This is a genomic window from Yoonia maricola (assembly GCF_002797915.1).
Lineage (GTDB): Bacteria > Pseudomonadota > Alphaproteobacteria > Rhodobacterales > Rhodobacteraceae > Yoonia > Yoonia maricola.
Genome location: NZ_PGTY01000001.1, coordinates 917996 through 944253 on the forward strand (window position 1 = coordinate 917996; position 26258 = coordinate 944253).

25 protein-coding genes and 1 pseudogene are annotated in these 26258 nt (G+C 57.1%); 16 read left to right on the top strand and 10 right to left on the bottom strand.

The genetic code is table 11. The annotated features are described in order from the left end of the window. Nucleotides 1-103: 103 nt before the first annotated feature. From BC777_RS04615 to BC777_RS04635, 6 genes are all read left to right on the top strand, one after another. Nucleotides 104-562, top strand: a complete 459-nt coding sequence (locus BC777_RS04615; RefSeq protein WP_100366951.1) for a GNAT family N-acetyltransferase — start codon at nucleotides 104-106, stop codon at nucleotides 560-562. After that, nucleotides 559-1911, top strand: coding sequence for a DUF2927 domain-containing protein (locus BC777_RS04620; protein ID WP_100366952.1), 1353 nt, complete (start codon nucleotides 559-561; stop codon nucleotides 1909-1911). The genes BC777_RS04615 and BC777_RS04620 overlap by 4 nt, the downstream gene beginning before the upstream one ends. Before the next feature lie 15 nt (nucleotides 1912-1926). Continuing rightward, nucleotides 1927-2094, top strand: coding sequence for a hypothetical protein (locus tag BC777_RS19320; RefSeq protein ID WP_168769075.1), 168 nt, complete (start codon nucleotides 1927-1929; stop codon nucleotides 2092-2094). 4 nt (nucleotides 2095-2098) lie between these two features. Continuing rightward, nucleotides 2099-3286, top strand: coding sequence for a vWA domain-containing protein (locus tag BC777_RS04625; protein WP_100366953.1), 1188 nt, complete (start codon nucleotides 2099-2101; stop codon nucleotides 3284-3286). A 633-nt stretch (nucleotides 3287-3919) separates the two neighbouring features. Beyond that, on the top strand, nucleotides 3920-4285 hold the full coding sequence (locus BC777_RS04630; protein ID WP_100366954.1) for a hypothetical protein: 366 nt from the start codon (nucleotides 3920-3922) through the stop codon (nucleotides 4283-4285). Continuing rightward, a complete protein-coding gene (locus BC777_RS04635; protein ID WP_100366955.1) occupies nucleotides 4282-4902 on the top strand; it encodes a DedA family protein in 621 nt (206 codons plus the stop codon). Before BC777_RS04630 ends, BC777_RS04635 begins: the two co-directional genes overlap by 4 nt. 62 nt (nucleotides 4903-4964) lie before the next feature. Here the strand turns inward: BC777_RS04635 and BC777_RS04640 are convergent, their stop codons facing one another. After that, nucleotides 4965-5207: a hypothetical protein gene (locus tag BC777_RS04640; RefSeq protein WP_100366956.1), complete on the bottom strand. Its 243-nt coding sequence runs from the start codon at nucleotides 5205-5207 to the stop codon at nucleotides 4965-4967. A 177-nt stretch (nucleotides 5208-5384) separates the two neighbouring features. Between BC777_RS04640 and BC777_RS04645 the strand changes: the two genes are divergently transcribed. Continuing rightward, entirely contained in the window at nucleotides 5385-6071 is a 687-nt protein-coding gene (locus BC777_RS04645) for a M48 family metallopeptidase (RefSeq protein WP_100366957.1), read from the top strand. A 68-nt stretch (nucleotides 6072-6139) separates the two neighbouring features. Here BC777_RS04645 and BC777_RS04650 read toward each other — a convergent pair whose 3' ends face one another. The 3 genes from BC777_RS04650 to BC777_RS04660 are packed head-to-tail and all read right to left on the bottom strand — an operon-like array spanning nucleotide 6140 to nucleotide 8496. Then, a complete protein-coding gene (locus BC777_RS04650; RefSeq protein ID WP_100366958.1) occupies nucleotides 6140-6682 on the bottom strand; it encodes an RSP_2648 family PIN domain-containing protein in 543 nt (180 codons plus the stop codon). Then, entirely contained in the window at nucleotides 6679-7896 is a 1218-nt protein-coding gene (locus BC777_RS04655; RefSeq protein WP_100366959.1) for an RSP_2647 family RNA methyltransferase, read from the bottom strand. Before BC777_RS04655 ends, BC777_RS04650 begins: the two co-directional genes overlap by 4 nt. A gap of 45 nt (nucleotides 7897-7941) precedes the next feature. Continuing rightward, nucleotides 7942-8496, bottom strand: a complete 555-nt coding sequence (locus BC777_RS04660; protein WP_245834159.1) for a DUF6778 family protein — start codon at nucleotides 8494-8496, stop codon at nucleotides 7942-7944. A 162-nt stretch (nucleotides 8497-8658) separates the two neighbouring features. Here BC777_RS04660 and edd point away from each other — a divergent pair, with 162 nt between their 5' ends. From edd to BC777_RS04675, 3 genes are all read left to right on the top strand, one after another. After that, complete coding sequence (gene edd, locus BC777_RS04665) at nucleotides 8659-10464, top strand: phosphogluconate dehydratase (protein ID WP_100366960.1); 1806 nt, start codon at nucleotides 8659-8661, stop codon at nucleotides 10462-10464. Nucleotides 10465-10544: 80 nt separating this feature from the next. Next, complete coding sequence (gene eda, locus BC777_RS04670) at nucleotides 10545-11183, top strand: bifunctional 4-hydroxy-2-oxoglutarate aldolase/2-dehydro-3-deoxy-phosphogluconate aldolase (RefSeq protein WP_100366961.1); 639 nt, start codon at nucleotides 10545-10547, stop codon at nucleotides 11181-11183. Between the two features lie 83 nt (nucleotides 11184-11266). Beyond that, nucleotides 11267-13471, top strand: coding sequence for a methyl-accepting chemotaxis protein (locus BC777_RS04675; RefSeq protein ID WP_100366962.1), 2205 nt, complete (start codon nucleotides 11267-11269; stop codon nucleotides 13469-13471). Nucleotides 13472-13488: 17 nt separating this feature from the next. On the opposite strand, the gene BC777_RS04680 is transcribed toward BC777_RS04675, so the two are convergent. Beyond that, entirely contained in the window at nucleotides 13489-13758 is a 270-nt protein-coding gene (locus BC777_RS04680; protein ID WP_100366963.1) for a hypothetical protein, read from the bottom strand. Then, a complete protein-coding gene (locus BC777_RS04685; protein ID WP_100366964.1) occupies nucleotides 13755-16520 on the bottom strand; it encodes a [protein-PII] uridylyltransferase family protein in 2766 nt (921 codons plus the stop codon). The genes BC777_RS04680 and BC777_RS04685 overlap by 4 nt, the downstream gene beginning before the upstream one ends. Before the next feature lie 78 nt (nucleotides 16521-16598). On the opposite strand from BC777_RS04685, the gene BC777_RS04690 reads away from it, so the two are divergent. From BC777_RS04690 to BC777_RS04705, 4 genes are all read left to right on the top strand, one after another. After that, nucleotides 16599-17069: a YbaK/EbsC family protein gene (locus BC777_RS04690; RefSeq protein ID WP_100366965.1), complete on the top strand. Its 471-nt coding sequence runs from the start codon at nucleotides 16599-16601 to the stop codon at nucleotides 17067-17069. Between the two features lie 118 nt (nucleotides 17070-17187). Beyond that, a complete protein-coding gene (locus tag BC777_RS04695) occupies nucleotides 17188-17622 on the top strand; it encodes a DUF2852 domain-containing protein (protein ID WP_100366966.1) in 435 nt (144 codons plus the stop codon). A gap of 78 nt (nucleotides 17623-17700) precedes the next feature. Then, nucleotides 17701-18144, top strand: a complete 444-nt coding sequence (locus tag BC777_RS04700; RefSeq protein ID WP_100366967.1) for an RDD family protein — start codon at nucleotides 17701-17703, stop codon at nucleotides 18142-18144. Nucleotides 18145-18217: 73 nt separating this feature from the next. Further along, nucleotides 18218-19024: an arginyltransferase gene (locus BC777_RS04705; RefSeq protein WP_100366968.1), complete on the top strand. Its 807-nt coding sequence runs from the start codon at nucleotides 18218-18220 to the stop codon at nucleotides 19022-19024. A 67-nt stretch (nucleotides 19025-19091) separates the two neighbouring features. Here the strand turns inward: BC777_RS04705 and BC777_RS04710 are convergent, their stop codons facing one another. The 3 genes from BC777_RS04710 to BC777_RS04720 all read right to left on the bottom strand — a co-directional run bounded on the left by BC777_RS04710 (nucleotide 19092) and on the right by BC777_RS04720 (nucleotide 23621). Next, complete coding sequence (locus BC777_RS04710) at nucleotides 19092-21446, bottom strand: TRAP transporter large permease (protein WP_100366969.1); 2355 nt, start codon at nucleotides 21444-21446, stop codon at nucleotides 19092-19094. A gap of 18 nt (nucleotides 21447-21464) precedes the next feature. Continuing rightward, on the bottom strand, nucleotides 21465-22409 hold the full coding sequence (locus BC777_RS04715) for a TRAP transporter small permease subunit (protein ID WP_100366970.1): 945 nt from the start codon (nucleotides 22407-22409) through the stop codon (nucleotides 21465-21467). Between the two features lie 129 nt (nucleotides 22410-22538). After that, nucleotides 22539-23621, bottom strand: coding sequence for a TRAP transporter substrate-binding protein (locus tag BC777_RS04720; protein ID WP_100366971.1), 1083 nt, complete (start codon nucleotides 23619-23621; stop codon nucleotides 22539-22541). Nucleotides 23622-23867: 246 nt separating this feature from the next. Here BC777_RS04720 and BC777_RS04725 point away from each other — a divergent pair, with 246 nt between their 5' ends. Together BC777_RS04725 and BC777_RS04730 are read left to right on the top strand one after the other, a co-directional pair. After that, on the top strand, nucleotides 23868-25301 hold the full coding sequence (locus tag BC777_RS04725) for a cache domain-containing protein (protein WP_100366972.1): 1434 nt from the start codon (nucleotides 23868-23870) through the stop codon (nucleotides 25299-25301). Further along, the gene (locus BC777_RS04730; protein ID WP_100366973.1) at nucleotides 25298-25930 is read left to right on the top strand and encodes a response regulator transcription factor; all 633 of its coding nucleotides are present in this window, start codon (nucleotides 25298-25300) and stop codon (nucleotides 25928-25930) included. Before BC777_RS04725 ends, BC777_RS04730 begins: the two co-directional genes overlap by 4 nt. Here the strand turns inward: BC777_RS04730 and BC777_RS04735 are convergent. Continuing rightward, nucleotides 25927-26240 (bottom strand): annotated as a pseudogene (locus tag BC777_RS04735) (DUF1272 domain-containing protein). The gene BC777_RS04730 and the pseudogene BC777_RS04735 overlap by 4 nt on opposite strands. Nucleotides 26241-26258 lie beyond the last annotated feature (18 nt).

A 26258-nucleotide genomic window follows, 5' to 3' on the forward strand; every position in this document is an offset into this window, starting at 1 on the left:
AAAGCCAACAAATTCTGTCCAAAACAAGGCCGCACAGCTAATTGACTGGCCCTGCGCGCAAACACAGCTATTGTCAGCCCAAGATAAAGAACGAGCATGACCTATGACGACCACTTCACCCGTCTCAATCCGGCCACTGCGTGCGGACGACGAAGCCGATTGGCGCCGCCTTTGGGAAGGCTATTTGGGTTTTTACAAATCCACCGTGCCAGAGCCCGTCTATGCCAGCACATTCACCCGGCTTTTGGGCGATGACCTGCAGGATTTTCACGGGTTGGTGGCAGAGGTTGATGGCAGGCTTGTTGGCCTTGTCCACTATGTATTTCACCGCCATTGCTGGCGCATTGAAAACGTCTGCTATTTGCAAGACCTCTACGCTGACCCGTCGGTGCGTGGCACCGGGATTGGGCGCAAGCTGATAGAGGCCGTTTATCAGGCCGCAGATGACGCAGGCGCACCTTCCGTCTATTGGATGACGCAGCAAGACAACACCGCTGGCCGCCGCCTTTATGACCGCGTGGGGCAAGTGACCAACTTCATCAAATATCAGAGACCGGCATGAAGCGTTTTGCAGCCCTTGTGCTGGCCTGTGTGGCCGCCTGTGCCGAAGTGCCCACCACCGATGCACCTGACCCCATCCGCCTGACCTTCCCCGAGGTGCAGCGCTTTGCAGGTGACAGTCCGGGGCCTGCCACGCGCCCAAACTCGGAAATGGCGCTTGATTTTATTGATCTGGCATTTCGGATGGAAAGCGGACGCGAACTGCCAACGCTCACACGCTTTGAAGGCCCCATTACCGTGCGCGTGGTGGGCGACCTGCGACCGGAAAACCGCGAAGACCTGAACGCCCTGCTGGAAAGGCTGCGTCGTGAAGCGCGCATTGATATCCGTCTGACCGATGCGGCAGAGGCCAATATCGTGATCGAAACGATCCCGAACCGCACCTTGCAACGGGCCGCCCCCAATGCGGCCTGCTTTGTCGTGCCGCGCGTGCAAAGCTGGGCTGAACTGCGCGCCGCGCGCGATACAGCGACACTCAATTGGGCGACCCTGCAAACCCGGCAAAAGGCGGGCATTTTCATACCTTCAGATGTAACATCACAAGAGGTCCGCGATTGCCTGCATGAGGAACTGGCGCAAGCGCTTGGCCCTCTCAATGACCTCTACCGCTTGCCTGATTCCGTGTTCAATGACGACAACCTGCATGCCGTATTGACCGGCTTTGATATGCTGATGCTGCGCACCTACTACGCGCCAGAGCTGCGCAGCGGTATGACCGAAGAACAAGTCGCCGCGCGCCTGCCAAGCATCCTTGCCCGATTGAACCCGCGCGGCCAACGCCCCGGCGGGACCATTCCTTCGGCGACTTCACGGGCGTGGATCAATGCGATGACCGATGCGCTTGGCAATGGCATATCGGAACCGCGCAAACGGCAAGCCGCGGCGCGCGCCATCGCCATTGGGCAGGCGCTCGGTTGGACCGGCCCGCGCGAAGGTTTTGCCAATTACGCTTACGGCCGTCTGCAAATCGGCAATGATGCCACGTTGGCATTGGGGGCCTTCAACGCCGCGCGCCGTGCCTATGCGCAAAGCCCTATCACCGAAATTCATTCTGCCCATATCGCCCTACAACTGGCCGCCTTCACCTTGATCTCACAAGATGCAGAGGCCACCATCGCGATCACCACCCCTGCCATCGCCGTGGCCGAACAATATGAAAATGCAGCGCTGATGTCCTTGCTTATGATGTTCAAAGCGGAAGCCTTGGATTTGCAAGGCGACACAGAGGCAGGCATGGCACTGCGTCTGGACAGTCTGGGATGGGCGCTTTATGGCTTTGGCGACCGGGATCAGGTGATTGACAGGCTGAATGAGATTGCTTCTTTGGTCCCGCAAATTCCGCCAAGCTGACAAAGGCCACGTTTCATGATCCCTCTTTCCGGCATTCTTATCGGCGCAATTTTCGGCGCGCTGCGGGCCAAAGCGCGCGGCGGTAAAGGCAAAGACATGCTGCAATGGGGTGCAGTCTTTGCCATCATCTTTGGCGTGATCGGCATGTTCGTCCTGATCTTCCTGCAACGCAGCCTGACCTGACGCGATGTTCCTGCCTTTCTTCGACAATCTGCGTAGCAACGGTGTGCCGGTGTCATTGCGCGAGTTCTTGTCGTTTCTGGAAGGCATGAAAGCAGGTTTGGCGACCTATGATGTCGAGGCTTTCTACTTTCTGGCTCGCACGACCATGGTCAAGGATGAACGGCATCTGGATAAATTTGACCGGGCTTTCGCGGCCAGTTTTGAAGGGCTCGACGCGATCCCGGACGAGGCCGTACTGAACGCCGTCGATATCCCTGCTGAATGGCTCGAAAAGCTCGCTGAAAAGCACCTTTCCGACGAAGAAAAAGCCGAGATTAAGGCGATGGGCGGCTTTGACAAGTTGATGGAGACGCTCAAGAAACGGCTCGAAGAACAAAAGGGTCGCCATCAAGGCGGGTCCAAATGGGTTGGCACCGCTGGCACTTCGCCTTTTGGCGCTTATGGTTATAACCCCGAAGGCGTGCGCATCGGCCAAAAAGAAAGCCGCCACCAACGCGCTGTCAAAGTCTGGGACAAACGTGAATTCAAGAACTTAGACGATACAGTTGAACTGGGTACCCGTAATATCAAAGTCGCCCTCAAACGCCTACGCCACTGGGCACGTGACGGCGCGCACGAAGAGCTGGACCTGAACGGCACCATTCGGGCCACCGCCGAGCATGGCTATCTGGATGTGCAAACCCGGCCAGAGCGGCGCAATGCAGTCAAAGTGCTGCTTTTCTTGGATATCGGCGGCTCAATGGATCCGCATGTCAAGGTCGTAGAAGAGCTGTTTAGCGCCGCCAAATCCGAATTCAAACATTTCGAATACTTCTATTTCCACAACTGCCTTTATGAAGGGGTCTGGAAAGACAACCGCCGCCGCTGGAACGCGCAAACCCCTACATGGGACGTGCTGCGCACCTACGGGCCGGACTACAAATGCATCTTTGTGGGCGATGCCAGCATGTCACCCTATGAAGTCGCCTACCCCGGTGGGGCAAACGAGCATTGGAACGAAGAGGCAGGCCATACATGGCTCGTACGCGCGCGCGATCAATGGCCCAATCACCTCTGGATCAATCCACTGGACCAGCGTTATTGGCCCTACACCCAATCCATCGGAATGATCCAAGAGATTTTCGGCGCCGACCGTATGGTGCCGATGACCTTGGCGGGGATTGAGGCAGGGATGAAGGCTTTGGGGCGCTAGGTCAGCACTATCTCGTCGGACCAGAACCGGCAAATACGCCATGGCCATACACGCTTCCGTTTCGCCATTCACATCTGTGGCTGCGACAGTAAAATAACGTGAAAATTGCCACCTGATCGCATGGCGGCAGCCCCAAAACGGGCTTTCTACGGAAGCATTGTAAGTATCCCATTTAGAATGCAGTCATCTTATCGGTAAGTTGCGTCACCGGCAGGGTCATCGAAGGGCGCCTTATCCTCAAGTGTAACCTCGCCGCCCGAAAGGACAGGAACTGATGACGAAAAGTGACGCTCGGTCGTGGTAGGGTTAAGCCCGCCGCTACAAGCAGCAAGTCCAAGCGCTATACAGGCCGTTACAACGTATTTACTTACAAATGACATTTCGTTCCCCTCACGCTTGTCGCGGGGCACCATCGCACCCCTGACATCTCTACGCGCCAAAGCAGCGCATTATTCCCGATGGTCAAAAACTGTATCGGATCAGGCGTGTTCTCGGTTCTGGCTTTAAAAAGCAATAGTGGTGATATCATCATGCGCTGGCGGCGGAACATAGAGGCTGGGGCGTTAGACCCTTGTGGTTGCCCCTATCTCAAGCGAGATTAAGCACAACCACAATAGGACCGTGGCAAATGTGATGTGGCACCGTGTGAAAGACCTTTGGCAGTATAACCGGTTGGCCTTGATGGCCTTTGGCCTTGTGCTGTGTCTTGCCGGGTTTTTTGGCTTCAAATCAGTTAGCCAGTTTCTCTATTGGTCAGACCCTGCCCATCAGGACCAAGCGGTCGCCGGTTGGATGACGCCGCGCTATGTGGCACAATCCTACCGTGTCCCACCACAGGTGATCCAGAACGCACTCGACCTCGCTTTCGATGGTCCACCACGACGTATATCACTCGACACATTGGCCGCTGAGCAGGGTCTGACAATGGCCGCCATCCAAGCGCGTGTCGATACCGCTGTCGCTGCATGGCGCGCGCAAAACCCCCGGCCCCGGCAATGACAGAAACCATCTTCGCCCTTGCCGCCGACTACGGCGTGCCCTTACTGTTTTGTGTGACATTCCTCAGCTGTCTGGCCCTGCCCGTGCCATCGTCCTTGCTGATGCTGGCCAGCGGCGGTTTTGCCGCGGCGGGGGATCTGTCACTTCCCGCCGTGGCAGCAGCGGCCTTTTGCGGCGCGGTGATCGGCGACAATACTGGCTATTGGATCGCACGGGGGCTTGGGCAAAGACTGGGCGATTGGCTAAAGGCACACCCCAAACGCGCCGCACTGCGTGACAGATCAGAGGTGTTCATGGGCAAATGGGGCGGCGCGTCTGTGTTCTTTTCCTGCTGGCTCGTGGCCCCGCTGGGCCCATACGTCAATTACGTCAGCGGGCTGTCGCGGTTCAGCTGGGTACGCTTTGCCATGTGGGGGGCCGCAGGCGAGGTGTTCTGGGTCGGCATCTATGTAGGTCTGGGCTATCTCTTTGCAGATAATCTAACCGCGATTTCTAGCATCCTAAGCAATGTCTCCGGTTTTCTTGTGGCTGTTTTCATGGCGTTCGGCCTGGGCCTCTGGCTGTGGCGCGCAAGCAAAGCGCGGGAGCGACAAATCGCACAGGCCCCACAGGCTTGAGAAACCGCGCGTCTCACCCGCATCAACCGCATGATCAAACTCACGCCGATCCGACCAATCCCTTAGCGGAAGGTCCCGGTGTTGACGGTCTCGCTAATGCGGATCGCTGGCGTGACAGCCTCTTCAATCCGCAAAGTATTTGAACTTGTTGCCTCATCAACAGATGCGATCTCATCCCCGGAAACAACAGGAACCGACGTCGAAAAGGAATAACTTGCAGGAGTGTCGCTGCCCACGCCACCGCCACAAGCAGCAAGGCTGAATAATACGGTTGTCAGCAAAATCGTTTTTCCAGTGAATGACATCTCAAATTCCTTCAGTTATTTCAGAAACACCGTTGCGGCGTCCTCAGCATGATTACGCCTCTGCCCGGCTAACTATTCCGCGAGATGTCGAAAAAAAATTTAGAACCGTCAAAGCCCAGAGTATCAGTGCCCGCCGTGAGCACTTGAGAAACGCCGCATCGCGCCCATATCAACAACATGATCAAACTCATGCCGATCCTGCTTGCTGTCCTTTACGGCCTCGCCATGTACCGCTTTTCGGTCTGGCGGACCAAACGCGAGCTGGACGCCAATTCAACCGAACTGGCCGATCCAATCCTCAAAGTGCTGATGGACCGCATGGCCCAAGCGCTCGATATCGACCGGATCAAGGTGCATATTTATGAGATTGAACCTGTGAATGGCCTTGCCGCACCCGATGGGCGTATTTTCATCACCCGCGGTTTTTTCAACAAATACCGCACAGGCGAAGTCACATCCGAAGAAATGGCAAGCGTGATCGCACATGAGATGGGTCATGTTGCACTGGGCCATTCGCGCCGCCGCATGATCGATTTTTCGGGCCAAAACGCGATGCGCACAGCCCTTGCGATGATCCTTGGCCGCTTCATCCCAGGCGTCGGCCCATGGATCGCAAACGGTCTGATGAGCCTGCTTGCCGCACGCCTGTCGCGCAGTGATGAGTTCGAGGCGGACGCCTATGCCTCCGCCTTGCTGGTAAAAGCCGGGATCGGTACTGAGCCGCAAAAATCCCTGTTCAAGAAACTCGAAACCCTTACCGGGGCGCGCGGCGCGTCAATGCCTGCATGGGTAATGAGCCACCCCAAAACCCCGCAACGCATTGCCGCGATTGAAGCCAATGAAGCGAAATGGTCTGCCAGCTAAGCGCAGGCGTTCCGCTTCATCTTGGCCCAAAAACTCCCGCCGGAGGCTCCTGCACTTGCCACCGGAACCTACGCGTCCAAGGCCTTGCCAAACCGCGGCATCCGCGCCTTATTCATGAGCGCCCGCATCGTCCAAGGCTGATCTGACAACCGGTTTGCCTCGGCCAAGACGGCCTCAGCCACGCCCCGCACCTGATCGGGGGCATCTACCAGCAATATCAAAACAAACCCATCAGGATCCCAGCGTAATAGCGCTTCATCGCCCAAGATGTTCTTGGGAAAATCCTTGGCATTCATCGTCAGAATACCATCGCAGGACCCAACGACCGCCGCCGTAAGCACATGAATATCCGCCTGATCAGGCAACCAAAACTGCCGCTCTTGGGCGGCATCATAGGTCACGGTCGCTTGCGGAAAGCGCGCACTCAGCGACGCAATCTCGCCCCGCGCCCAAACCTCTTGCGTCGGTCCCAATTTGCCTGCGGCACGCGCCCATTCCTCCAGGATGCGCGCAGACCAACGTGCCTCGAACAACCCTGCTTGCGCGCAGCCCAGTAACACCTCGCGCATCACCGTGGGATAAAGCACGCAGGCGTCGATCATCACCCTCATAGGCGAAACGTCAGCGCCTTGAGATAGCCACTTTCGGCAAGATGTGGCAGCAATGGATGATCCGGGCCTGCAAACCCGGTATGAATGATCTGCCCTCGGCGCCCCCCGCGCCCGATCCCACGGGCCGAGGCATTGCGGAACTTCGTCAGGTCGGCGGCATGCGAACACGAACACAACGTCAGATAACCACCTTCGGCGACCAAGGGTGCCGCAAGCCGCGCAATCCGTTCATAAGCGCGCAGCCCAGCATCCAATGCAGGTTTGGACGGGGCAAATGCCGGCGGGTCACACACGACAACGTCAAATGTCTCGCCTTCCTCAGCCAAAGCCGCCAGCACATCAAAGGCGTCTCCCTTACGCGTCGTCAGCCGGTCAGACACGTTCATCGCCGCGCCTCCCTCTTCCGCAAGCGCCAGCGCAGGCCCAGACCCATCCACAGCCAAAACCGAAACAGCACCAGAAGCGAGCGCGGCCAAACCGAACCCACCCACATGACTGAACATATCCAGCACGCGCGCGTCCTTTGAAAGACCTGCCACAAACGCATGGTTGGGCCGCTGATCAAAGAACAACCCGGTCTTCTGCCCGCCCATGACGTCAGCCATGTAAGTCGCGCCGTTCATTGGCACGGGAACCGGACCCTCTGGTGCTGTGCCTGCCAGTACGTCCGTCTTTTCGTCCAAACCTTCCAGCGTGCGTGCGCGTCCGGTTCCATTCATGATCACCGTGCTGACACCTGTAACCTCTTGCAACGCGGCGCATAAATCGTTGATCAACATATCCGCCCAAGCAGCGTTTGGTTGCACCACGGCCAGATCGCCAAAACGGTCAATAATCACACCGGGCAAGCCATCTGCCTCAGCATGCACCAGTCGATAATAGGGCTCTGCATAAAGCCGCGCACGATGTGCAAGCGCACGCGACAAGCGGGCCGCAAACCATGCCTGATCAATCATCGCTTCGGGGTCTTGGTCCAGCATGCGGCAAATGATCTTTGATGCCGGGTTCACCGTCACCGTCCCCATCGGCACCCTGTTGGCATCTTCCAGCCGGGCAATCGTGCCGGGTGTCAGATTGCGCGTGCGCCGGTCCGTGACCAATTCATTGGCGTAAACCCATGGAAAACCATGGCGGATCGCCCGTGCCTCGGCCTTGGGGATCAGGCGGACGACGGGTGTTTTGGGGGTCGGTTCATGGGGTGTGTGATCTGTCATGCCCGCCTCCTACCTGCTCTGGGCAGGGCTGAAAAGGGGCAGATGTCAGACCAGTTGCGCGCGCAACAGCTCTGTCAGAAAATCTGTAACCCGGACCTTTTGCGTCTGCCCCGCTTCTTCAAGACGCAAAGCGCGTTCACCACCGGGTGCATCAAGGTTACCTGCCACACGGCGTGTTGGCTCAATCACCTCATCCGATCCTGCGCGCCGGATCGTCATGTCAAAGACCACGTTATAGACCCCGCCCACAGTATAACGTGTCCGGTTCGTCACCCCGTGAAAGCGCGTCAGCGTTACATCGACATCCACCGGGAAACTGCCGTCCAGAAGGGTGCGGTTGCGGGCCGCTGCCTCTTCAAACATCGCAGCAATTTGCGGGATGCGTGGCCCGATCGGATCACCGCGCCAGACCACATCCGCATTGGGATAATAGGATTCACTTTCCGCAACCCGCAACCCTGCCTTGGCGTCAAAATTGAACCCTTGCAACGCGTAGGACCGGTCGATCTGCAAACGTGGATTGCCACGTAAGCCGATGCCACTGGCACAGCCTGAAAGGCCAAGAATGGAAAGTGATGCGAGAAATGTGCGACGGTGCATGGCGGTCAACTCTTTGAATAACACCTGCCATATGGCAGCAAATTTGCTGCCGTAAAACACCCAAATGTGTTCATTTGCAGCCCATACTGCGGCAAGATCACCCCTTGTTAGCGCTAACACATCATGTTAGCGTAATTCCAAAGCGAACTAGCCGAGGACGCCATGCCGCTGCACCCCAAAATTGCCGAAGTCACCGACCGTATCCGCGCCCGTTCCGAAGGGCCGCGCGCAAAATATATGGACACCATGGCCCGCGCCGCCGCCGAAGGCCCACGCCGGTCGCATCTGACCTGTGGCAATCAGGCCCATGCCTATGCCGCCATGGGCGATGACAAAACAAAACTGACCGGTGGGCGCACCCCCAACATCGGGATTATTACCGCCTATAACGATATGCTCTCGGCGCATCAGCCGTTTGAAACCTACCCCGACCTGATCCGCGCCGCAGCCCGTGCGGCTGGCGCCACAGCACAGGTCGCAGGCGGCGTACCTGCGATGTGCGATGGCGTCACCCAAGGCCAGACCGGGATGGAACTGTCGCTTTTCTCACGCGATGTCATCGCCTTGGCCGCAGGTGTTGGCCTGTCGCACAATGTCTTCGATAGCGCGGTCTATCTTGGTGTTTGTGACAAGATCGTACCCGGCCTTGTCATGGCCGCCGCCACCTTTGGCTATATTCCGGGCCTTTTCATGCCCGCTGGTCCCATGGTCTCGGGCCTGCCCAATGACGAAAAAGCACGCGTGCGCCAAGAATTCGCAAAGGGTAACGTCGGTCGTGAAGAGCTGATGAAGGCCGAAATGGCCTCTTACCATGGCCCCGGCACCTGCACCTTCTATGGCACGGCCAATTCCAACCAGATGCTGATGGAATTCATGGGGCTACACCTGCCCGGCGCGTCCTTCGTCAATCCCGGCACACCCTTGCGCGATGCGCTGACCACCGCAGGCACCGAACGCGCATTGGAGATTACCGCGCTTGGCAATGACTACACTCCTGTCTGTGATATCTTGGATGAGAAAGCCTTTGTTAACGGTATCGTCGGTCTGATGGCCACAGGCGGCTCTACCAACCTTGTCATCCACCTGCCCGCCATGGCCAAAGCGGCGGGCGTCATCCTTGATCTACAAGATTTCAGCGATCTGTCCGAAGTGACGCCGCTGATGGCTAAGGTCTATCCCAATGGTCTTGCAGACGTGAACCACTTCCACGCCGCAGGTGGGCTGGGCTATATGATTGGCGATCTGCTGAACGCAGGTCTTTTGCATGACGATACCAAAACAGTCGCGGGGCAAGGGTTGGAACTGTATTCCCAAGAACCCAAACTGGTCGATGGTCGCGTGCAATATGCACCCGGTTCCGGCAAGTCACTCAACGAAAAAATCCTGCGCCCTGCCAATGATCCGTTCCAGCCCCAAGGCGGGCTGACGCAGCTGTCCGGCAACCTTGGCCGCGGTGTGATCAAAACCTCTGCCGTCGCACCCGAACGGCATATCGTCGAGGCCCCTGCCCGCATCTTTCACACCCAAGAAGCGGTAAAAGACGCCTTCAAGGCCGGGGAATTCACCCAAGACACAATCATCGTGGTCCGCTTTCAAGGCCCCAAGTCCAACGGCATGCCCGAATTGCATGGGCTGACGCCCACATTGGCTGTGTTGCAGGACCGTGGCCTTAAGGTCGCCCTTGTCACCGACGGGCGCATGTCCGGTGCGTCCGGCAAAGTCCCCTCCGCCATCCATGTCTGCCCAGAGGCCGCTGATAACGGGCCCATCGCGCTTGTGCGCGACGGCGATGTTATCCGGCTGGACGCCACAACAGGCACGATTGAAGTCAAAGGTGTGGACCTATCCACCAGGACACCTGCCGCAGCCGATCTCAGCGGCAATGGCAACGGCGTGGGGCGTGAACTCTTTGAGGTCTTCCGGCAGAATGTCGGCCTCGCCGCCGAGGGCGCGGGGGTTGCGGTCTAGCCCATCTCTTTCTATGTCCAAGCACATCTTTGCCGGAGGTGCCGTTGTGGCCCCCGGCCACCGCATCCAAGGATCGTACAATGACCCCGCAAGACGCCTCTGCCGCCGCCGCCAAAATCTGCCTTTTGGCCCCTGTTGTCCCCGTGCTGGTTGTCGATGACGCCAGCATCGCTGCAGATCTGGCCAAGGCATTGGTCAAAGGTGGCCTGCCCGCGTTGGAGGTCACATTGCGCACGCCGGCAGCACTTGATGTGATCCGCGAAATGGCAGCCGTGCCGGGTGGCGTGGTGGGGGCTGGCACCTTGTTGACACCCAAAGACGTTGAAAATGCCAAGGCCGCGGGGGCGACCTTTGGAGTTTCACCTGGTGCGACCGATCTTTTGCTTGATGCCTGCGAAGCCAATGACCTGCCACTCTTGCCAGGCACCGCGACAGCGTCAGAGGCCATGCGCCTGCTCGAACGCGGCTATACCGTGCAAAAATTCTTCCCTGCGGAAGCCAATGGCGGGGCGCCTGCGTTAAAGGCCATTGGTGCGCCTATCCCGCAGGTTAAATTCTGCCCGACCGGCGGCGTCAGCCTTAAGAATGCGCATGATTACCTTGGTCTGAGCAATACGCTTTGCGTCGGCGGTTCTTGGGTGGCCCCCAAAGACAAGGTATCGGCAGGCGACTGGGACGGCATTAAAGCGCTTGCTGCCGAGGCCGCAGCGTTGGCTTAGTCCAGGCAAACAAGATGGGATCGCTTCATCAGGCATTAGGGTTTTGCCTCTAACCGTTTGCAAGACAACGGACGGAGCGCGAAATGCTGGAATCATGGTCAATCCCAAGACGGATCGGAAGCGGGTTTGCTATTCTGACTTTCATACTTGTCGGTCTTGCACTTTTCTCGCATCGCTCGGTCGGGGCGCTGGGGCACGGATATTCCGAATACCGCACCACCGCGCAACAGGCGGCCGCTGTCAGCGACGCGATAGAAGACCTTTCTGAGGCAAAGATCGCAACACTATCTTATGTCGAACGACCGGTTTCTGCCGAACGTGACAAAGTCATCAGCAGCATTGATGAGGTCTTGAATAACGACGTTCTGACCGACGGTTTTGACCAAAGCTCTGCCTTGGCGACCGAACTCGGTAGGTTAACGGCGTTGACTCAAACGTACAGAGATCAGTTTTTTATGCTTGCCGGGCAGCTTGCCGATGTACGCGCACAGCAGGCCGAGATCGACACGCAGGCCACCTTGATAAACGCACGTGCCAGCAGCGTATTTTCGGCAGCCGTCGAAAATGGCAGCCCCCTTGTTGTGACAACGGCCGGCCAACTACTTCAGGCGACAATTGCGACCGTTTTGCAAAGCAAACGGTATGTTCTGTCTGGCACCACGCCCGATTTCGAAAAATTTGTTGAAGAAAACGCCGCATTGGATCACGCCATACAACAGATGCAAGCAATGACCGTCAATGGTTCTGTCAATGCAGAGCTCGTGCAACTTGTTGAAGACAGTGATGGGTTTGCCGACAAACTGCTTGCGTTTTCGCAAGCACGGGCCACCGCCCTTGAAATGCAAGATGTCGTTATGAACCAGATCGGCCCTGAGGTTGATGCTGGTTTTACACGCGTAGGAGACGAGCTTGCCCTTAGTCAAACCCAATTGGGGCAAGCGGGAACTGATATCGTGACACGGCTTCAGATGATCATTCCTACGGTTGGCATAATCGCGGTCATTATTGCGATCATGGCAGCGCTGTTCATTGGCCGGTGGATTACGGGCACAGTCGCGCAACTTGTCGCGACGACAGAACGGCTTGCTGCCGGCGAAGACGACATTGCGATAACGGGCACCGAACACAAACACGAGTTGGGCCGAATGGCACGCGCGCTTTTGGTGTTCCGCGATGCGCAGGTCGAACGCAAAGAGGCTTCGGCAGAGCGGGCCAAACTGCGCGCGCAACAAGACAATGTCGTCAATATTATGAAATCCGAACTGGCTGAGCTGGCGGCGGGCGATCTAACAGCGCAGATCGTGGATCCATTTTCACAAGATTATGAAGACCTTAGACGTAACTTCAATGATGCCATTGCTGCGCTGCAATCCGCGATTTCGCGCGTTTCTGAAACCGCACGGCACATTGCATCGACGGCAACCGACAGCAATACTGCGACCACTGACTTGTCACGACGCACGGAAAATCAAGCCGCTACGCTTGAACAGACGGCGGCGGCCCTTGATCAGTTGACCGCCAGTGTCAAATCCGCAGCCGAACACGCCAAGGCGGTAGACAGTTCCGTAACCCGTGCCCGCGCGGAGGCCACGCGCAACGGCGACATTGTCGCGCGGGCGGTCAGTGCGATGGGTGAAATTGAGGAATCCTCCAAACAGATTTCACAAGTCATCGGAGTAATTGATGACATTGCCTTCCAAACCAACCTTCTGGCCCTGAATGCAGGGGTGGAAGCAGCGCGCGCGGGCGAATCCGGCAAAGGCTTTGCGGTTGTCGCCTCAGAGGTACGCGCACTGGCCCAACGTTCTGCCGACGCTGCGAAAGAGATTTCGGGCCTTATCGAGAACAGCTCGCGGCACGTCGCACAGGGCACGCAGCTTGTCGGAGACGCGGGCGAGGCACTGTCGGAGATTATCACGCAAGTGAACGATATCTCCGCCATGACATCGCAAATCGCAACTAGCGCCGAAGAACAGGCCATCGGCCTGTCAGAGATCAACACTGGGGTGAACCAACTGGATCAGGCAACGCAGCAAAACGCAGCCATGGTCGAGGATTCGATCAAGCGCGGTGATACGCTCGCTTCCGCCACGGAGCGGTTAAATGGGCTTATCCGCCATTTCAAAACGTCAGCGGGCAGCACTGCGCCCTTGGCCGCTGTTGACGAACCGGATGCGTTGACCAAAGCCATCGCAAAAACACACATCAAGCCGACACTTCATTCTCCGCAACCGAAACTGGCGGCGATATCACCTGGCGGCGCACAACCCAATTGGGAAGAATTCTAGCCGCACCACCGCTACAACTATTGTCGCCCGCTACGCCCCCCGCGCCGACGAGGCGGCCCGGCATCTTCCAATGCTGCGTGCAGCGTTTCCAGCATCGGGTGCGATGCTGGTGCCTGCCCGGCATAATGCGCAATCAATGCCGTCACGTCTTCACGCACATCCCGACTGGGCGGGAGCCCCAAGGCCCAATCCAGGAAAATACTGCGGCACTCAGGTGCCGCAATGCCATCAATGGCAAAGGCGTCCTTGATCAGACCTTTAGGGTCAAAAAAGCACTTGTCGGTCATTCTGCCTCCAGATAGCGGGCAATGATCGCCGCGGTTTGTGCCTCGGCCGACTGTAGGCGCGCCGTGACATGGTCCATGTCACGCGATCCTGTTTCACGCAAAATCAAACGCTGCGCCCCTTCTGATAGCCTGTCCAGATCAACATGCGCACCACCCAGAAAGCGCAAGGCGGCCTGCCATTGCCAGAAAAGGTCAAACGCCGCACCCAACGCAGTCGCATCAGCGGCATCAAGCCAGCCGTCCGCGACACCTGCACGCAATTGCCCGCCGGTATGAACCATGGCGCTGGCGCTTTTCAGCGCTGCGGTTTGTGCAAAAAGCTCAATATCCTGCATGCGCCCTGGCCCGACCTTGGCATCCAGCCTTGTATTTTGCGCCTTTTGCGCGGCAATCCGTATACGCATATCCGCGACATCGGACAAAACAGTGGGGCCATGCGCCTTTGAGGCAAGTAAGGACCGCCGAAAAGCTTCGATGTCATCACATAATGCACGATCACCGGCAATCGCACGGGCGCGCGTCAACGCCAGATGTTCCCAAGTCCAAGCTTCGCTCTTTTGATAATCCTTGAAGGATACCAATGAGGTCGCCACGGGCCCCTGCCGCCCGGACGGACGCAGGCGCATATCAACCTCGTAAAGCCGCCCCTCGGCCATCTGCGCGCTCAGCGCCGTGACCAAGGCTTGCGTCAGTCGGGCAAAATAGGTCCGCGTTGCAAGCGGTTTGTGACCCCTTGAGTGCTCGACGCCCTGCGCATCATAGATCATGATCAAATCCAGATCAGAGGTCGCAGTCAGCCGACCTGCCCCAAGCGAGCCCATGGCGATCACCGCACCACCGCGCCCCGGTATCGCCCCGTGTTTGCGGACAAATTCCTGCGTTACAGCGGGCCATAACGCGGCGACAACCGCTTCGGCCAAATCTGCGTATTGCGCACCGCATTGCGCAGCATCAATCAGGTCGCGCAGAAAATGGACGCCGATGCGGAAGTGCCATTCCTTGGCCCAGCGGCGCGCCGTCAACAGCTGCGTTTCATAGTCGTCCGCCTGATCCAACAGACCCTTCAGTTCGGCGGCCAAAGCCGCCTGCCCCGGCCATGGCGCAAAAAAGGCGCCCCCGATCACCGCATCAAGAACGCCTGCGTTTCGCGACAAATGCTGCGCCAGCGCAGGTGCGGTCGCACAGATATCGACAATCAGCTGTGTCAGCTGGGGGTTCGCCTCGAACAGCGAAAAAAGCTGCACACCGGCGGGCAGCCCGGCAAGGAACCCGTCAAACTGAGCCAAGGCCTCATCCGGTTTTGCGGCATCTTGCAGGCGCGACATGATCTCGGGCGTAATGCGCGCAAAAATCTCACTCGCGCGGGTTGTGCGCAACGCAGGATAGCTGGGCCAACGGGCCACGACATCTTGCCCCCATGCGGGCGCATTTGGCATGCTATCGGGCGCATCGGGGGCAAAGAACCCCTCGGTCAGCTGGTGCACATCCTCGATCCGATCACGTAGCGTGTCACGCAATGTCGCAACATCCAGCCCCATGAAAGCCGCGAGCCGGGCAAAGCCCTCTGCGTCGACAGGCAGGGTCTGGGTTTGTGTATCATTGATCATCTGCAAGCGATGCTCGACCTCACGGTGAAAGCGGTAGTGGTCATAAAGCTTATCTGCCGTTTCCGGCGCAATCCAATCCGCCGCCGCCAAAGCCGCCAGCCCATGCCGCGTGTCACTGGCGCGCAGTGATGGGTCACGCCCGCCTGCAATCAACTGCCGGGTCTGGGTAAAAAACTCGATCTCGCGGATGCCACCCCGCCCAAGTTTCATATTATGACCCTCAAGCACCAAGGGCCCATGCAGCCCCTTATGATCGCGGATTTTCAGGCGCATATCGTGGGCATCCTGAATAGCGGCAAAATCCAGATGCTTGCGCCAGACAAAGGGGCGCAGCGTTTCTAAAAAGCGCGCGCCCGCCTCTTTGTCGCCCGCACAGACCCGCGCCTTAATATAGGCCGCCCGCTCCCACGTCCGTCCGACGCTTTCATAATACCGCTCTGCTGTTTCCATCGACAGGCACACAGGTGTCACAGATGCATCGGGACGCAAGCGCAAGTCAGTGCGGAACACGTAACCGCCTTCGCGCAGATCAGACAGGATTGCGGTCATCTTGCGGGTCACGCGAATGAAGGCGCTGCGCACCTCGTGATAGTTATCGGGGTCAAAGCGTGTCTCATCAAAAAGACAGATCAGGTCGATGTCGGAGGAATAGTTCAATTCACCTGCCCCCATCTTGCCCATCGCAAGCACGGCCATGCCGCCCGCATCCGCCGCCGCCCCGCCTGCTGGCAGCTTGCCACGCGCCACCTCAGCCGCGACCAGTTGCGTGATCGTGGATTGAACGGCGGCATCGGCGAAATCGGTCAACACCTGCGTGACGGTTTCCAAGGGCCAGACGCCGCCAAGATCGGCCAGCGCTGCAATCAAGGCCACACGGCGTTTCGCCTGACGCAGGGCCGGTGGCAGGTCATTTAGCGCAATAGCAGGAAGGTCCGCGATCACCTTCGCTACGGCGGCCTCTGGATCATCCAGCGCCGGCACAATCCATCCCGCCTCGCGCCGCAGCAGTTCAGCCAGATACGGGCTGCACCCCGCGGCTCCACCGATCAACGCAGCAATCTGCGGTGCGACAGTGGGAAATAACACCTGTGCGTCCGCTCCGCGTGCGGCGTCGTAGGGTTGCGGTAAACGCGTAATGCGGGCGACAAATGACATTGCCTAACACTGCGGCGCTCATCTGCGCTGGTCAATGCAGATCGGATCACTAGACTGCCCAAAAAGGACAGGATGAACATGAGCAAAAGTCTAAAACGCGTGATAGCCGCTCTTGCCGATAACGGGCTTGATATCACACCTTTGGAACTGGGGCCTGAAACAAGGACAGCCCAGCAGGCGGCCGATGCGGCGGGCTGTGCGTTGGATCAGATCGCCAAATCGGTGATATTCGCAGGCCAGATCAGCGGCAGTTCTATCCTTTTTATTACGGCAGGCGGCAATCAGGTGGATACAGATAAAGCCAGCGCTGTTGCGGGTGAACCGTTGGGCAAAGCAGATGCAGCCCTGATCCGGGCGCAAACCGGGTTCGCCATTGGCGGTGTGGCCCCCGTTGGCCACCTTAACCCGATTCAGGCGTTTTTCGATCCTCGATTGGCTGAATTCCCGGTCATTTATGCCGCAGCGGGGACGCCACGGCATATTTTCCCGATAGACCCGATAACTCTGAAGGAAATCTCTGGCGCGCAACCTGCTGATTTTACGCCATAATAAAAGTAAATGTAAAAAACATTTACATTAAGGGTTGAAGCAAAGGCCACCGCTCCCGATATCTGTCATGTGAAAAGCATTCACATCAACCGCAAACAGACAGTTAAGGAGCCCAACCATGAACACCGCCACCTCCCAACCCGCAATGGCTATGAACCACGTACCAGGTTTTTTTGCCCGTGCCGAAGCTTGGCTTGATGAGCGTGGCAAAGGTGCCTGGATCGCCGCCATGGTTCTTGGCTTTATCTTTTTCTGGCCCGTCGGCTTGGCCCTTTTGGCCTATATGATCTGGAGCAAACGCATGTTCAATTCGTCCTGTAAATCCATGACCCGCAGCCGCCGCCACAGCGTCCGGTCATCCGGCAACAATGCATTCGACGCCTATAAGGCCGAAACCCTGCGCCGTCTGGAAGAAGAGCAAGACAGTTTCGAGGCCTTCCTCAAGCGTCTGCGCGACGCCAAGGACAAGGCAGAGTTCGACCAGTTCATGGATGACCGCGCCAAGAAGATGACGGACGTTGACGACGAAAACACCGGTCCAGCACCCGCATAAGGCGCATGACCGACCAAGGGTGACCCATTTTCCCCGGCGGGTCGCCCTTTCCTTTTCCTAAATCGAAAGAGCGCCGCAATGACCATGTCATCCGATTACACCATCGCCCAGAATTACGACCCCCGCCTTTATGATGGCGTCACCATCAAACGTGGCGTTGCCTGGGTCATTGACGTTGTCATGATTGCGTTGCTTTGTGCATTGGTTCTGCCATTCACGGCCTTCACTGGCATCTTTTTCTTTCCGTTCCTGATGCTTGTCGTTGGCTTCATCTACCGCTGGTTCACACTGGCAGGCGCGTCGTCCACATGGGGTATGCGCCTGATGGGCATCCGGCTGCGAGATCTGCATGGCGCACCACTCAGTTCCGGTTTGGCCTTTGCCCATGTGCTTGGCTACACCGTCAGTATGGTAATGGCCCCCTTGCAACTAATCTCGGTCATTATGATGCTGGTCACTGCGCGCGGCCAGGGTCTGACTGATCTTTTGCTCGGGACCGAAGCCATCAAGACCGATCGTTAAGCATGCGACATGCAAGGGGCTTGGCCAATGATCAACACATTGTTAAGCTTTCCCAAAACCAACCGGAATTTGCATGCGCCACACGCTTCCTATTGCCCCGCAGTTCTATGTGACTGCCCCCCAGCCCTGCCCTTATTTGGAGGGCAGGATGGAACGAAAGTTGTTTACTGCTTTGCAAGGCGACATGGCGACAAAACTGAACGATAGCCTATCCAAACAAGGGTTTCGTCGGTCGCAGAATGTACTTTACCGCCCCTCTTGTGCCGAATGTTCGGCCTGCATGTCCGCCCGCATCGATGTGTCCAAGTTCACCCCCAGCCGCAGCCAGCGCCGTGTGACCAAACGTGCAGCCCATCTTAAACGCCGCGCGACATCACCTTGGGCCACCGAAGAACAATACGCTCTGTTCCGCGAATATCTTGATGGCCGCCACGCGACGGGTGGTATGGCAGATATGGACATGTTCGAATTCGCCGCGATGGTCGAGGAAACCCCGATCAGGTCGCGCCTGATTGAATATACCGCAGAAGAAGACCTGACCGCCGTGTGCCTGACCGATATCCTCGATGATGGTTTGTCGATGGTTTATTCCTTCTTTGATCCGGCCAATGACAAACTGTCTTTGGGCACCTATGTGATCCTTGATCATATCGCCATCGCTCGCGAATTGGGTCTGCCTTATGTCTATCTGGGCTATTGGGTGCCTGGCAGCCCGAAGATGGACTATAAGGCCAAGTTCAAAGGGCTTGAGGTATACCGCAATGGCACATGGAATGCGGTGACCGATCCCGCCTCCTACAGCGCCGATATGCATCCTTTGTCGACCGATCCGATTGCAGAACAGGTCGCCCGGATCGATTTGCCCGACGGACGCAGCTAAACCACAATCATGAATGAAAAAGGCGGCGCCACCGGCACCGCCTTTTTTTATATGCCGTCCCCTGCCCTTAGTTCAGCAGGTTCGGCACAATCGTGACGACCGCCGGGAAGAGGGCCAGTAACGCCAAGCCAAAGACCTGAATACCAATGAATGGCATCACTCCCTTATAAATCTGCCCTGTCGTGATCGACTTCGGCGCAACCCCCCGCAGATAGAACAGCGCAAAGCCAAAGGGCGGCGTCAGGAACGATGTTTGCAGGTTCACAGCAATCATGATCGTCACCCATTTGGGGTCAAACGTGCCACCATAGATGACGGGCCCCACGATAGGGATCACGATGTAGATAATCTCAAGAAAATCCAGCACGAAGCCCAGCATGAACAAGACCATCATCACCAGCAGGAACACCATCCACTCATCGTCGAAGGACCGCAGGAATTGTTGGATATAATGCTCACCCCCGAAGGAGATCAGCACAAGGTTCAACAGCTGTGATCCGATCAGGATGGTAAAGACCATCGAGGTCACCTTCGCCGTCTCGCGCACGACCGGCGCCAACACCCCACCCGCGATCAGGACCCAGCAGGACCATAGCAATCCAAAGAGCGCGAACAGGAAGCACCCAAAGGCCACCAGATAGGCCAGACGGTTTTCAAACAGGACGACCTCTTGCCCAAGGCGCATGTCAAAGTTCACACCCACCAGTAGCATCACCACAATGGCTGCCGCCGTCAGCAGCACCATGCGGCCAGACCGTCCTTGATCATGCAGTTTCCGATAGGCTGCCAGCAAGATGGCACCGCCAGCACCGAGGGCCGCCGCAGGCGTCGGATTGGTGATACCACCCAGAATCGAGCCCAGAACAGCCACAATCAGTACGAGTGGCGGGAAGACGACGCGCAGGATTTCATTGCCAGCCAGCAATTTCGCTGCAAAGCGCAAACCGTAGAAGGCAATGATCACTGGAATAGCCATAAACAGGGTCGTTTTCCCCGGTGTCGTCAGAGGCGAGACGATCAGAACATCAGTCAACAATACTAAGCCGACACCGATAGCACCGACGATCAATGGACGCGCATCCGCGCTTGGCGCGACACCGCGTGCAATGGCCAACATCAGCCCCATGAGAACCGCAAAGATCGCGATACCAGAACCAATTGGGGCTGCCGCATCTACCTTCTGCATGACAAGCTCTGCACGCTCTTCGGGTGACAACTCGCGCGCTTGTTCAACGCCACCGGCATCATCAATGGCAGCTTGCTCGGAGACCGCCGTTTGCCATGCTTCCTCACCGTGCAGTTCTTGCATGGCAACGGCGCAATCTTCGCTCACGCGGGTGCGCAGTGATGCGGTTTGTCCGGAGGCTGTGAAGCTATCGACAATGACCGACTGAGAGCCAACCAAGTTCACCTGTCCCATGCCAATCGCCAAACCGATAATCGCAACAGGCGCTGCGAGAAACCATGTAAAGCTGTCATTGCGGGTAATGACCTCGCCACCTGGGCCTTCGTCAAATTGCACAGGTGGGGCCTTGCTTGGATTGATCAGCGCAAAGACAAAGGCGTAACCGGCATAAAGTACGGCCAGCATGATACCCGGCAGCAATGCCGCTTGGAACAACGTGCCAACAGACACAACCGCAGGCTCACCCAGATAGGTTAGCGCATCCGAACAGCCCACCAATTGCGCGCGTTCTTCTTGCGCGGCCGAGTATAGATCACCCGCCAACGTGCCCAAAAGCACGATCACAATGGACGGCGGAATGATCTGTCCCAACGTACCAGAGGCCGCGATGACACCAGTCGACAATTGCGGTGAATAGCCGTTCTTGAGCATCGTCGGCAGCGCCAAGAGGCCCATGGTCACAACAGTGGCCCCCACGATGCCCGTGGAAGCGGCAAGGAACGCACCCACAATCACAATGGAAACAGCCAAACCACCCGGCAGCGGGCCAAACACCTTAGCCATTGTCGTCAGCAATTCATCGGCGATGCGGCTGCGCTCCAGCACGATCCCCATCATCACAAACATGACAACGGCCAGCAGTGTCTCGATCGATTGACCCGCCAGAACGCGCTCGTTCATCCGGTTGACCATGAAGCCGACGTTGCGGTCCAATGCAATTTCCCAGCCTTGTGGGAACAGCACGTCCTCGTATCGCGGCAATTCAGGGTATCGGAAGACCGATATCGCATCCGGTCGAACCCCTTCGGCAATCAGCGCCGCGTACTCGGTCGAATTCGTATCAACCGCTGCGTGGATCAAAAGGCCCGAGCTATCAAGCGCTGCAATAATCGCGAAGGAAATAACGGCCGAGCCGGAGATTGCAAATGCCACAGGGAAGCCTGACAGGATCCCTGCAAAGAGTGTGAGAAAGACGATAATAATACCGACTTCGATGCCATCTAATCCGAAAAGCATGTGTCTACCGCCCTACCTTTAGTGAATATTTGCGGCAAGTTCGGCGGTTTCATCGCCAATCTTGTCTTTGTCGAGGTTCTTACCTTCGCTCGCAGGCCCTTCTTTCCACTCCAGATAAGAGCGGTAGAAGAACGCGACCGACTGCAGCAAGATCATTGCGGTAAAGACCACCAGCAGGATCTTGAACAGGAAGTAGGCGTTGAAGCCATTTGGTGAAAAACCAATCGTTTCGACGTTCCAGCGCAACGCACGGGATTGTGTCAGCAAACGATCCAGAGAGCTGGAGGCCGATGGGTTCGGCACGACCAAGTGCCGCCACAAAAAGAACCAGCCGTAAAGCCATGTCAGGATCGCAGCAGGCACCATCAACACAATGGAACCGATCATGTCGATCACGCGTTTCGCGCGGTAGCTGATCGCAGAATACACAAGGTCCACACGGACGTGGCCGCCTTGGACAAATGTGTAAGACGCGCAAAGTGTGACAATCATCGCGTTGTAGAATTTCAGCTGCTCTGACCACCAACTGACATCATGCGTTACAGTTACACCCAAACCAATGCTGATCTCTGAGACCGCGAACACACGCTGCATAAAGATGATCACAATTTGCTGCAGCACCATCAATAGCCCAGCCCAGGCGGCAGTACGGCCAACCACATTGGCAAAGCCTTCAAGGCTGCGCACACAGCCCCACATAAAGCGATTGTTGATGAAGCCGATAATTGTAACGACAAGGAAAATTGCAAAGACCACAAAGAAGAACTCGACCGAGGCACCGTAGTAAATAAAGCGCATCAGCGCTTCCTTCTGTTCGGTCTCCATCGCGCCATTGATCGAGGGCAGCCATGACAGCCATGAGCTGGGATTAAAGAGTGCGTAAAAAAAATTGTAGAACGCATCAATCAGGTTCCCGAAGAACCATCCTATTGCATTTCCACCCCATGCATCGCCTAAGCCCATGAGATATCCCCTCCGTGGAAGCTAGTCTGGGCACCTCCCCGGCACCGCTTGGTGTGAAGGCCCTTATGCACGCTGCATCGGGCCTTCACTTTGATCTAGGTCATGAAAGCATGGCCAGCCGCAAAGGGCTTAGGCCATTACGCGGTCACGCTGAGCGCGATACGCGCCTTCAGACTGCTGAATCCATGACGACGATGCGGCCATTGAAGCAGTATAGCTTGCACGGATACGATCATAGATGTCGTCACCGTTGTACTGATCAAGCGTTTCGCGTGCCGCGGTGCCCATAGCATCCCAAACTGAATCCGGGAATTCCAGAACCTGTACGCCACCGGCTTGCAGACGCTGAAGTGCGGCACCGTTGTTGTTCATGAACTGCGCAAGGTTCCACTGGTGTGCTTCGCCAGATGCGATCTCGATGATCTTCTGGTGTTCTGGGCTCAGGCTTTCCCACACATCAAGGTTTGTCGCGAGTGACAGGGCAGCGCCCGGCTCGTGCATACCAGCTGTGTAGTAGAACTTGGTGATTTCCTGGAAACCGGCTTTTTCGTCAGCCCATGGGCCAATCCACTCAGTCCCGTCAATCGCGCCAGAAGCCAGCGCTTGGTACACTTCTGCACCTGGCAGGTTCTGTACGGACGCGCCCATACGACCGAGCGCCTGACCACCAAGGCCCGGCATACGGAACTTCAAACCTTGGAAGTCCTCTGGCCCTGCGATTTCCTTGGCAAACCAGCCACCGGCCTGCGGGCCTGTGTTACCGGCCAAGAAGGATTTCAGGCCAAAGATCGAGCCAAGCTCATCATGGAATGCCTGACCTTCGCCTTGGTAGTACCAGTTCGAAATTTCCTGCGGCGTCATGCCGAATGGCACGGATGTGAAATATGCATAGCCGGGGTGCTGACCGACAAAGTAGTAGTCCGCACCGTGGTACATATCGGCCTGACCGGATGTGACGGCGTCGAATACCTCAAACGCACCAACCAGTTCGCCAGCGGCTTTCAGGTCGATGGTCAGCGAGCCACCAGACATGGCTGTGATTGTGTCAGCAGCACGCTGTGCGGCGTCATGCACACCGGCAAGACCACGGCCCCATGTCGTGACCAATGTGAGTGTGCGGTTGCCCTGTGCGTATGCAGGTGCAGCCAGCGCTGTTGCGGCTGCCGCAGAGCCACCAAGTGCTGAATTCTTTAAAAATGAACGACGATCCATAAAAGTTACCTCCCGGGTGTTACATCAATGCCGGACGCCCCTTCGCGCCCGCAGATGGATTTCGTAGAGCGACACTAGCCCGACACCTTTTGGGGTGAAATACGTAGTACTGCGTAGAAATGCCGCTTTTGTCACTTTTTCTAACCAATTTCGCCTTTTGTTTGGGCGCTAACAGAACTTACGACAAGGTCAATCAGCACATCTTGGCATTTGATTCGTGGATGATTCTTGACTAACGATCATCCAATGACCCACCTTTTTTCGCGCTTGCGTGACATGATCAGTATGAGCTACGGGCAGAAGGTTTTCCTTCTGGCGACCCTGCCCCTGATTGCGGCTGTTTTCTTGATAACACTTGTTGTCGGCGCCCAGTCGCGCCAGCTGGCCGAACGCGAAATTCAGGCGCTTGAAGCACAGCTGATAGAGGCCAAACGCGCCGAACTGAAAAACTATCTGTCCATTGCACGCACCGCTGTCGTAAACACCTATGGTCGCGCTGCGCCCGATGATGATGCGGCAAAACTGGCCGTCAGCCGTGAATTGGCCGCGATGCTTTATGGGCAGGATGGTTATTTCTTCGTCTACGATTATGACGGCAACAACCTTGTTGCCCCCCGTCAGACCCATCTGATCGGAAAGAACTGGACGGGCCTCGAAGACCTAAACGGCACCCCAATCACCGACGAATTGATCCGTATCGCTCGTACGGGCGGTGGGTATCACAGCTTTGACTGGCCCCGCCCGTCGACCGGAGCGACGGAACGCATGATCGTCTATGTCAACGGCCTGCAAGATTGGCGGTGGGCCATTGGAACCGGGGTGTTCATTGATGATGTGCTGGAAAACGTCGCAGCGGCGCGCGCCGATGTGGAAACGCGGATCAGAACGACAAGCTACTACATTGTTGCCATCGCCGTGGCTGCGTTGATCGCGGTCTTCATGACCGGCATGTTTCTGAATGTGCGTGAACGCCGCCTTGCGGATGCCAAGCTGAAACAACTGACCCAGCGGATCATCGACACGCAGGAAGAAGAGCGCGGGCGCGTGGCCCGCGAACTGCACGACGGGATCAGTCAAATGCTGGTCGGTGTGCGCTACGCTTTGGAACTGGCGCGGCGCAAGCTCGGCGGTGATCAAGCGGTCAATGACAGCTTGAACAAAGGTATTGATGGGTTGGGATCAACCATTCAAGAGGTCCGGCGCATCAGCCGCGACCTGCGCCCCGGCGTACTGGACGATCTGGGGCTTGGCCCCGCCCTGCAGGCGCTGACAGATGACTTTAGCACGCGCACCGGGATCACAACCGAATTCGAAACAGTCGTCTTCCGTAATCGGCTGGACCAAGAAGCGCGCATCGCCCTTTACCGGATTGCGCAGGAAGCGCTGAACAATATTGAGCGTCACGCCGATGCAAAGCACGTGCAAATGGCGCTGAAGGGGCACCGCAAGGGTGCAATGCTGCGGATCAAGGATGACGGCATCGGCATGGTATGGCCCCGTCCAGCCCGCCATCAGATGGGCGGTTTGGGGCTCCGCAACATGCAGGAACGGATCGAACAACTTGGTGGCAGCTTGCGTATTCTTTCTGCGCGCACAGGCCAGACCGGTACGGTGATTGAAGCACAAGTCCCGCTCAGCCATTTGCTGCGCCCGCAAAACACGGCAAAGGAAAGCGCATGATAACTCGCGTTCTGATCGTTGATGACCATCCAATGGTCGCCGAAGGCATTCGGTCGCTACTGGAAAGCTATGATGACATCGCCGTTGTCGGCACTTTGGGCAACGGGCAAGAGGCTGTGGATCAGGTGAACAGCTTGCAACCCGATGTCATCCTCATGGATCTGAACATGCCGGGGCTGTCGGGGTTGACCGCCACCGAGATGCTGCTGGAAGAAAGGCCTGAAACGCGGATTGTCATTCTGTCGATGCATGACAGCCCTGAATACATCTCAACCGCGCTCAGCCATGGTGCGCGCGGCTATATTCTCAAAGACGTGCCGACCGACGAAATCCACACAGCAATTGAAACAGTGATGACGGGCGGCGAATACCTGTGCACCGGAGCCAAAAGATCATTACAGCCCAAAATCAGCGACGGGCGCGAGACGCTGACCAGCCGCGAACAGACAATCCTTTTGGAACTCGCACAGGGGCAATCAAACAAAGATGTCGCAAATACACTGAATATCTCGGTCCGCACAGTGGAAACGCATCGCAAGAACATCAAGCGCAAGCTGGGGATCAGCTCGACCGCGGGGCTGACCCGTTATGCGCTGGAGCATGGTGTATTGCAGGGAACCGGGATTTAGCGATCCTGCGGCGGGACATCCTTTAGCCGGGTCGTCATCTGCGCCAGATCATCTGCCGTCCAGCGCGAATGCTTGCGCGTTATTGATGCAGGCTGATGGGCAAGGCCAAGTTGAGGCGCATCACGATAGGCAACACGCGGTCTGATTGGCCGCGGGGCAAATCCACCACCGCAAGTCGGGCAAACATTCTGCAAAACCTGTTCAACGCAAACCGCACAAAGGTGCATTCATAGCTGCAAATTCGCGCCTCTGGCGCATCCGGTGACAAATCCTTGTCACACCATTCACAGTTTGGTCTGAGTTCCAGCATCACTTTCACTTTGCGCAA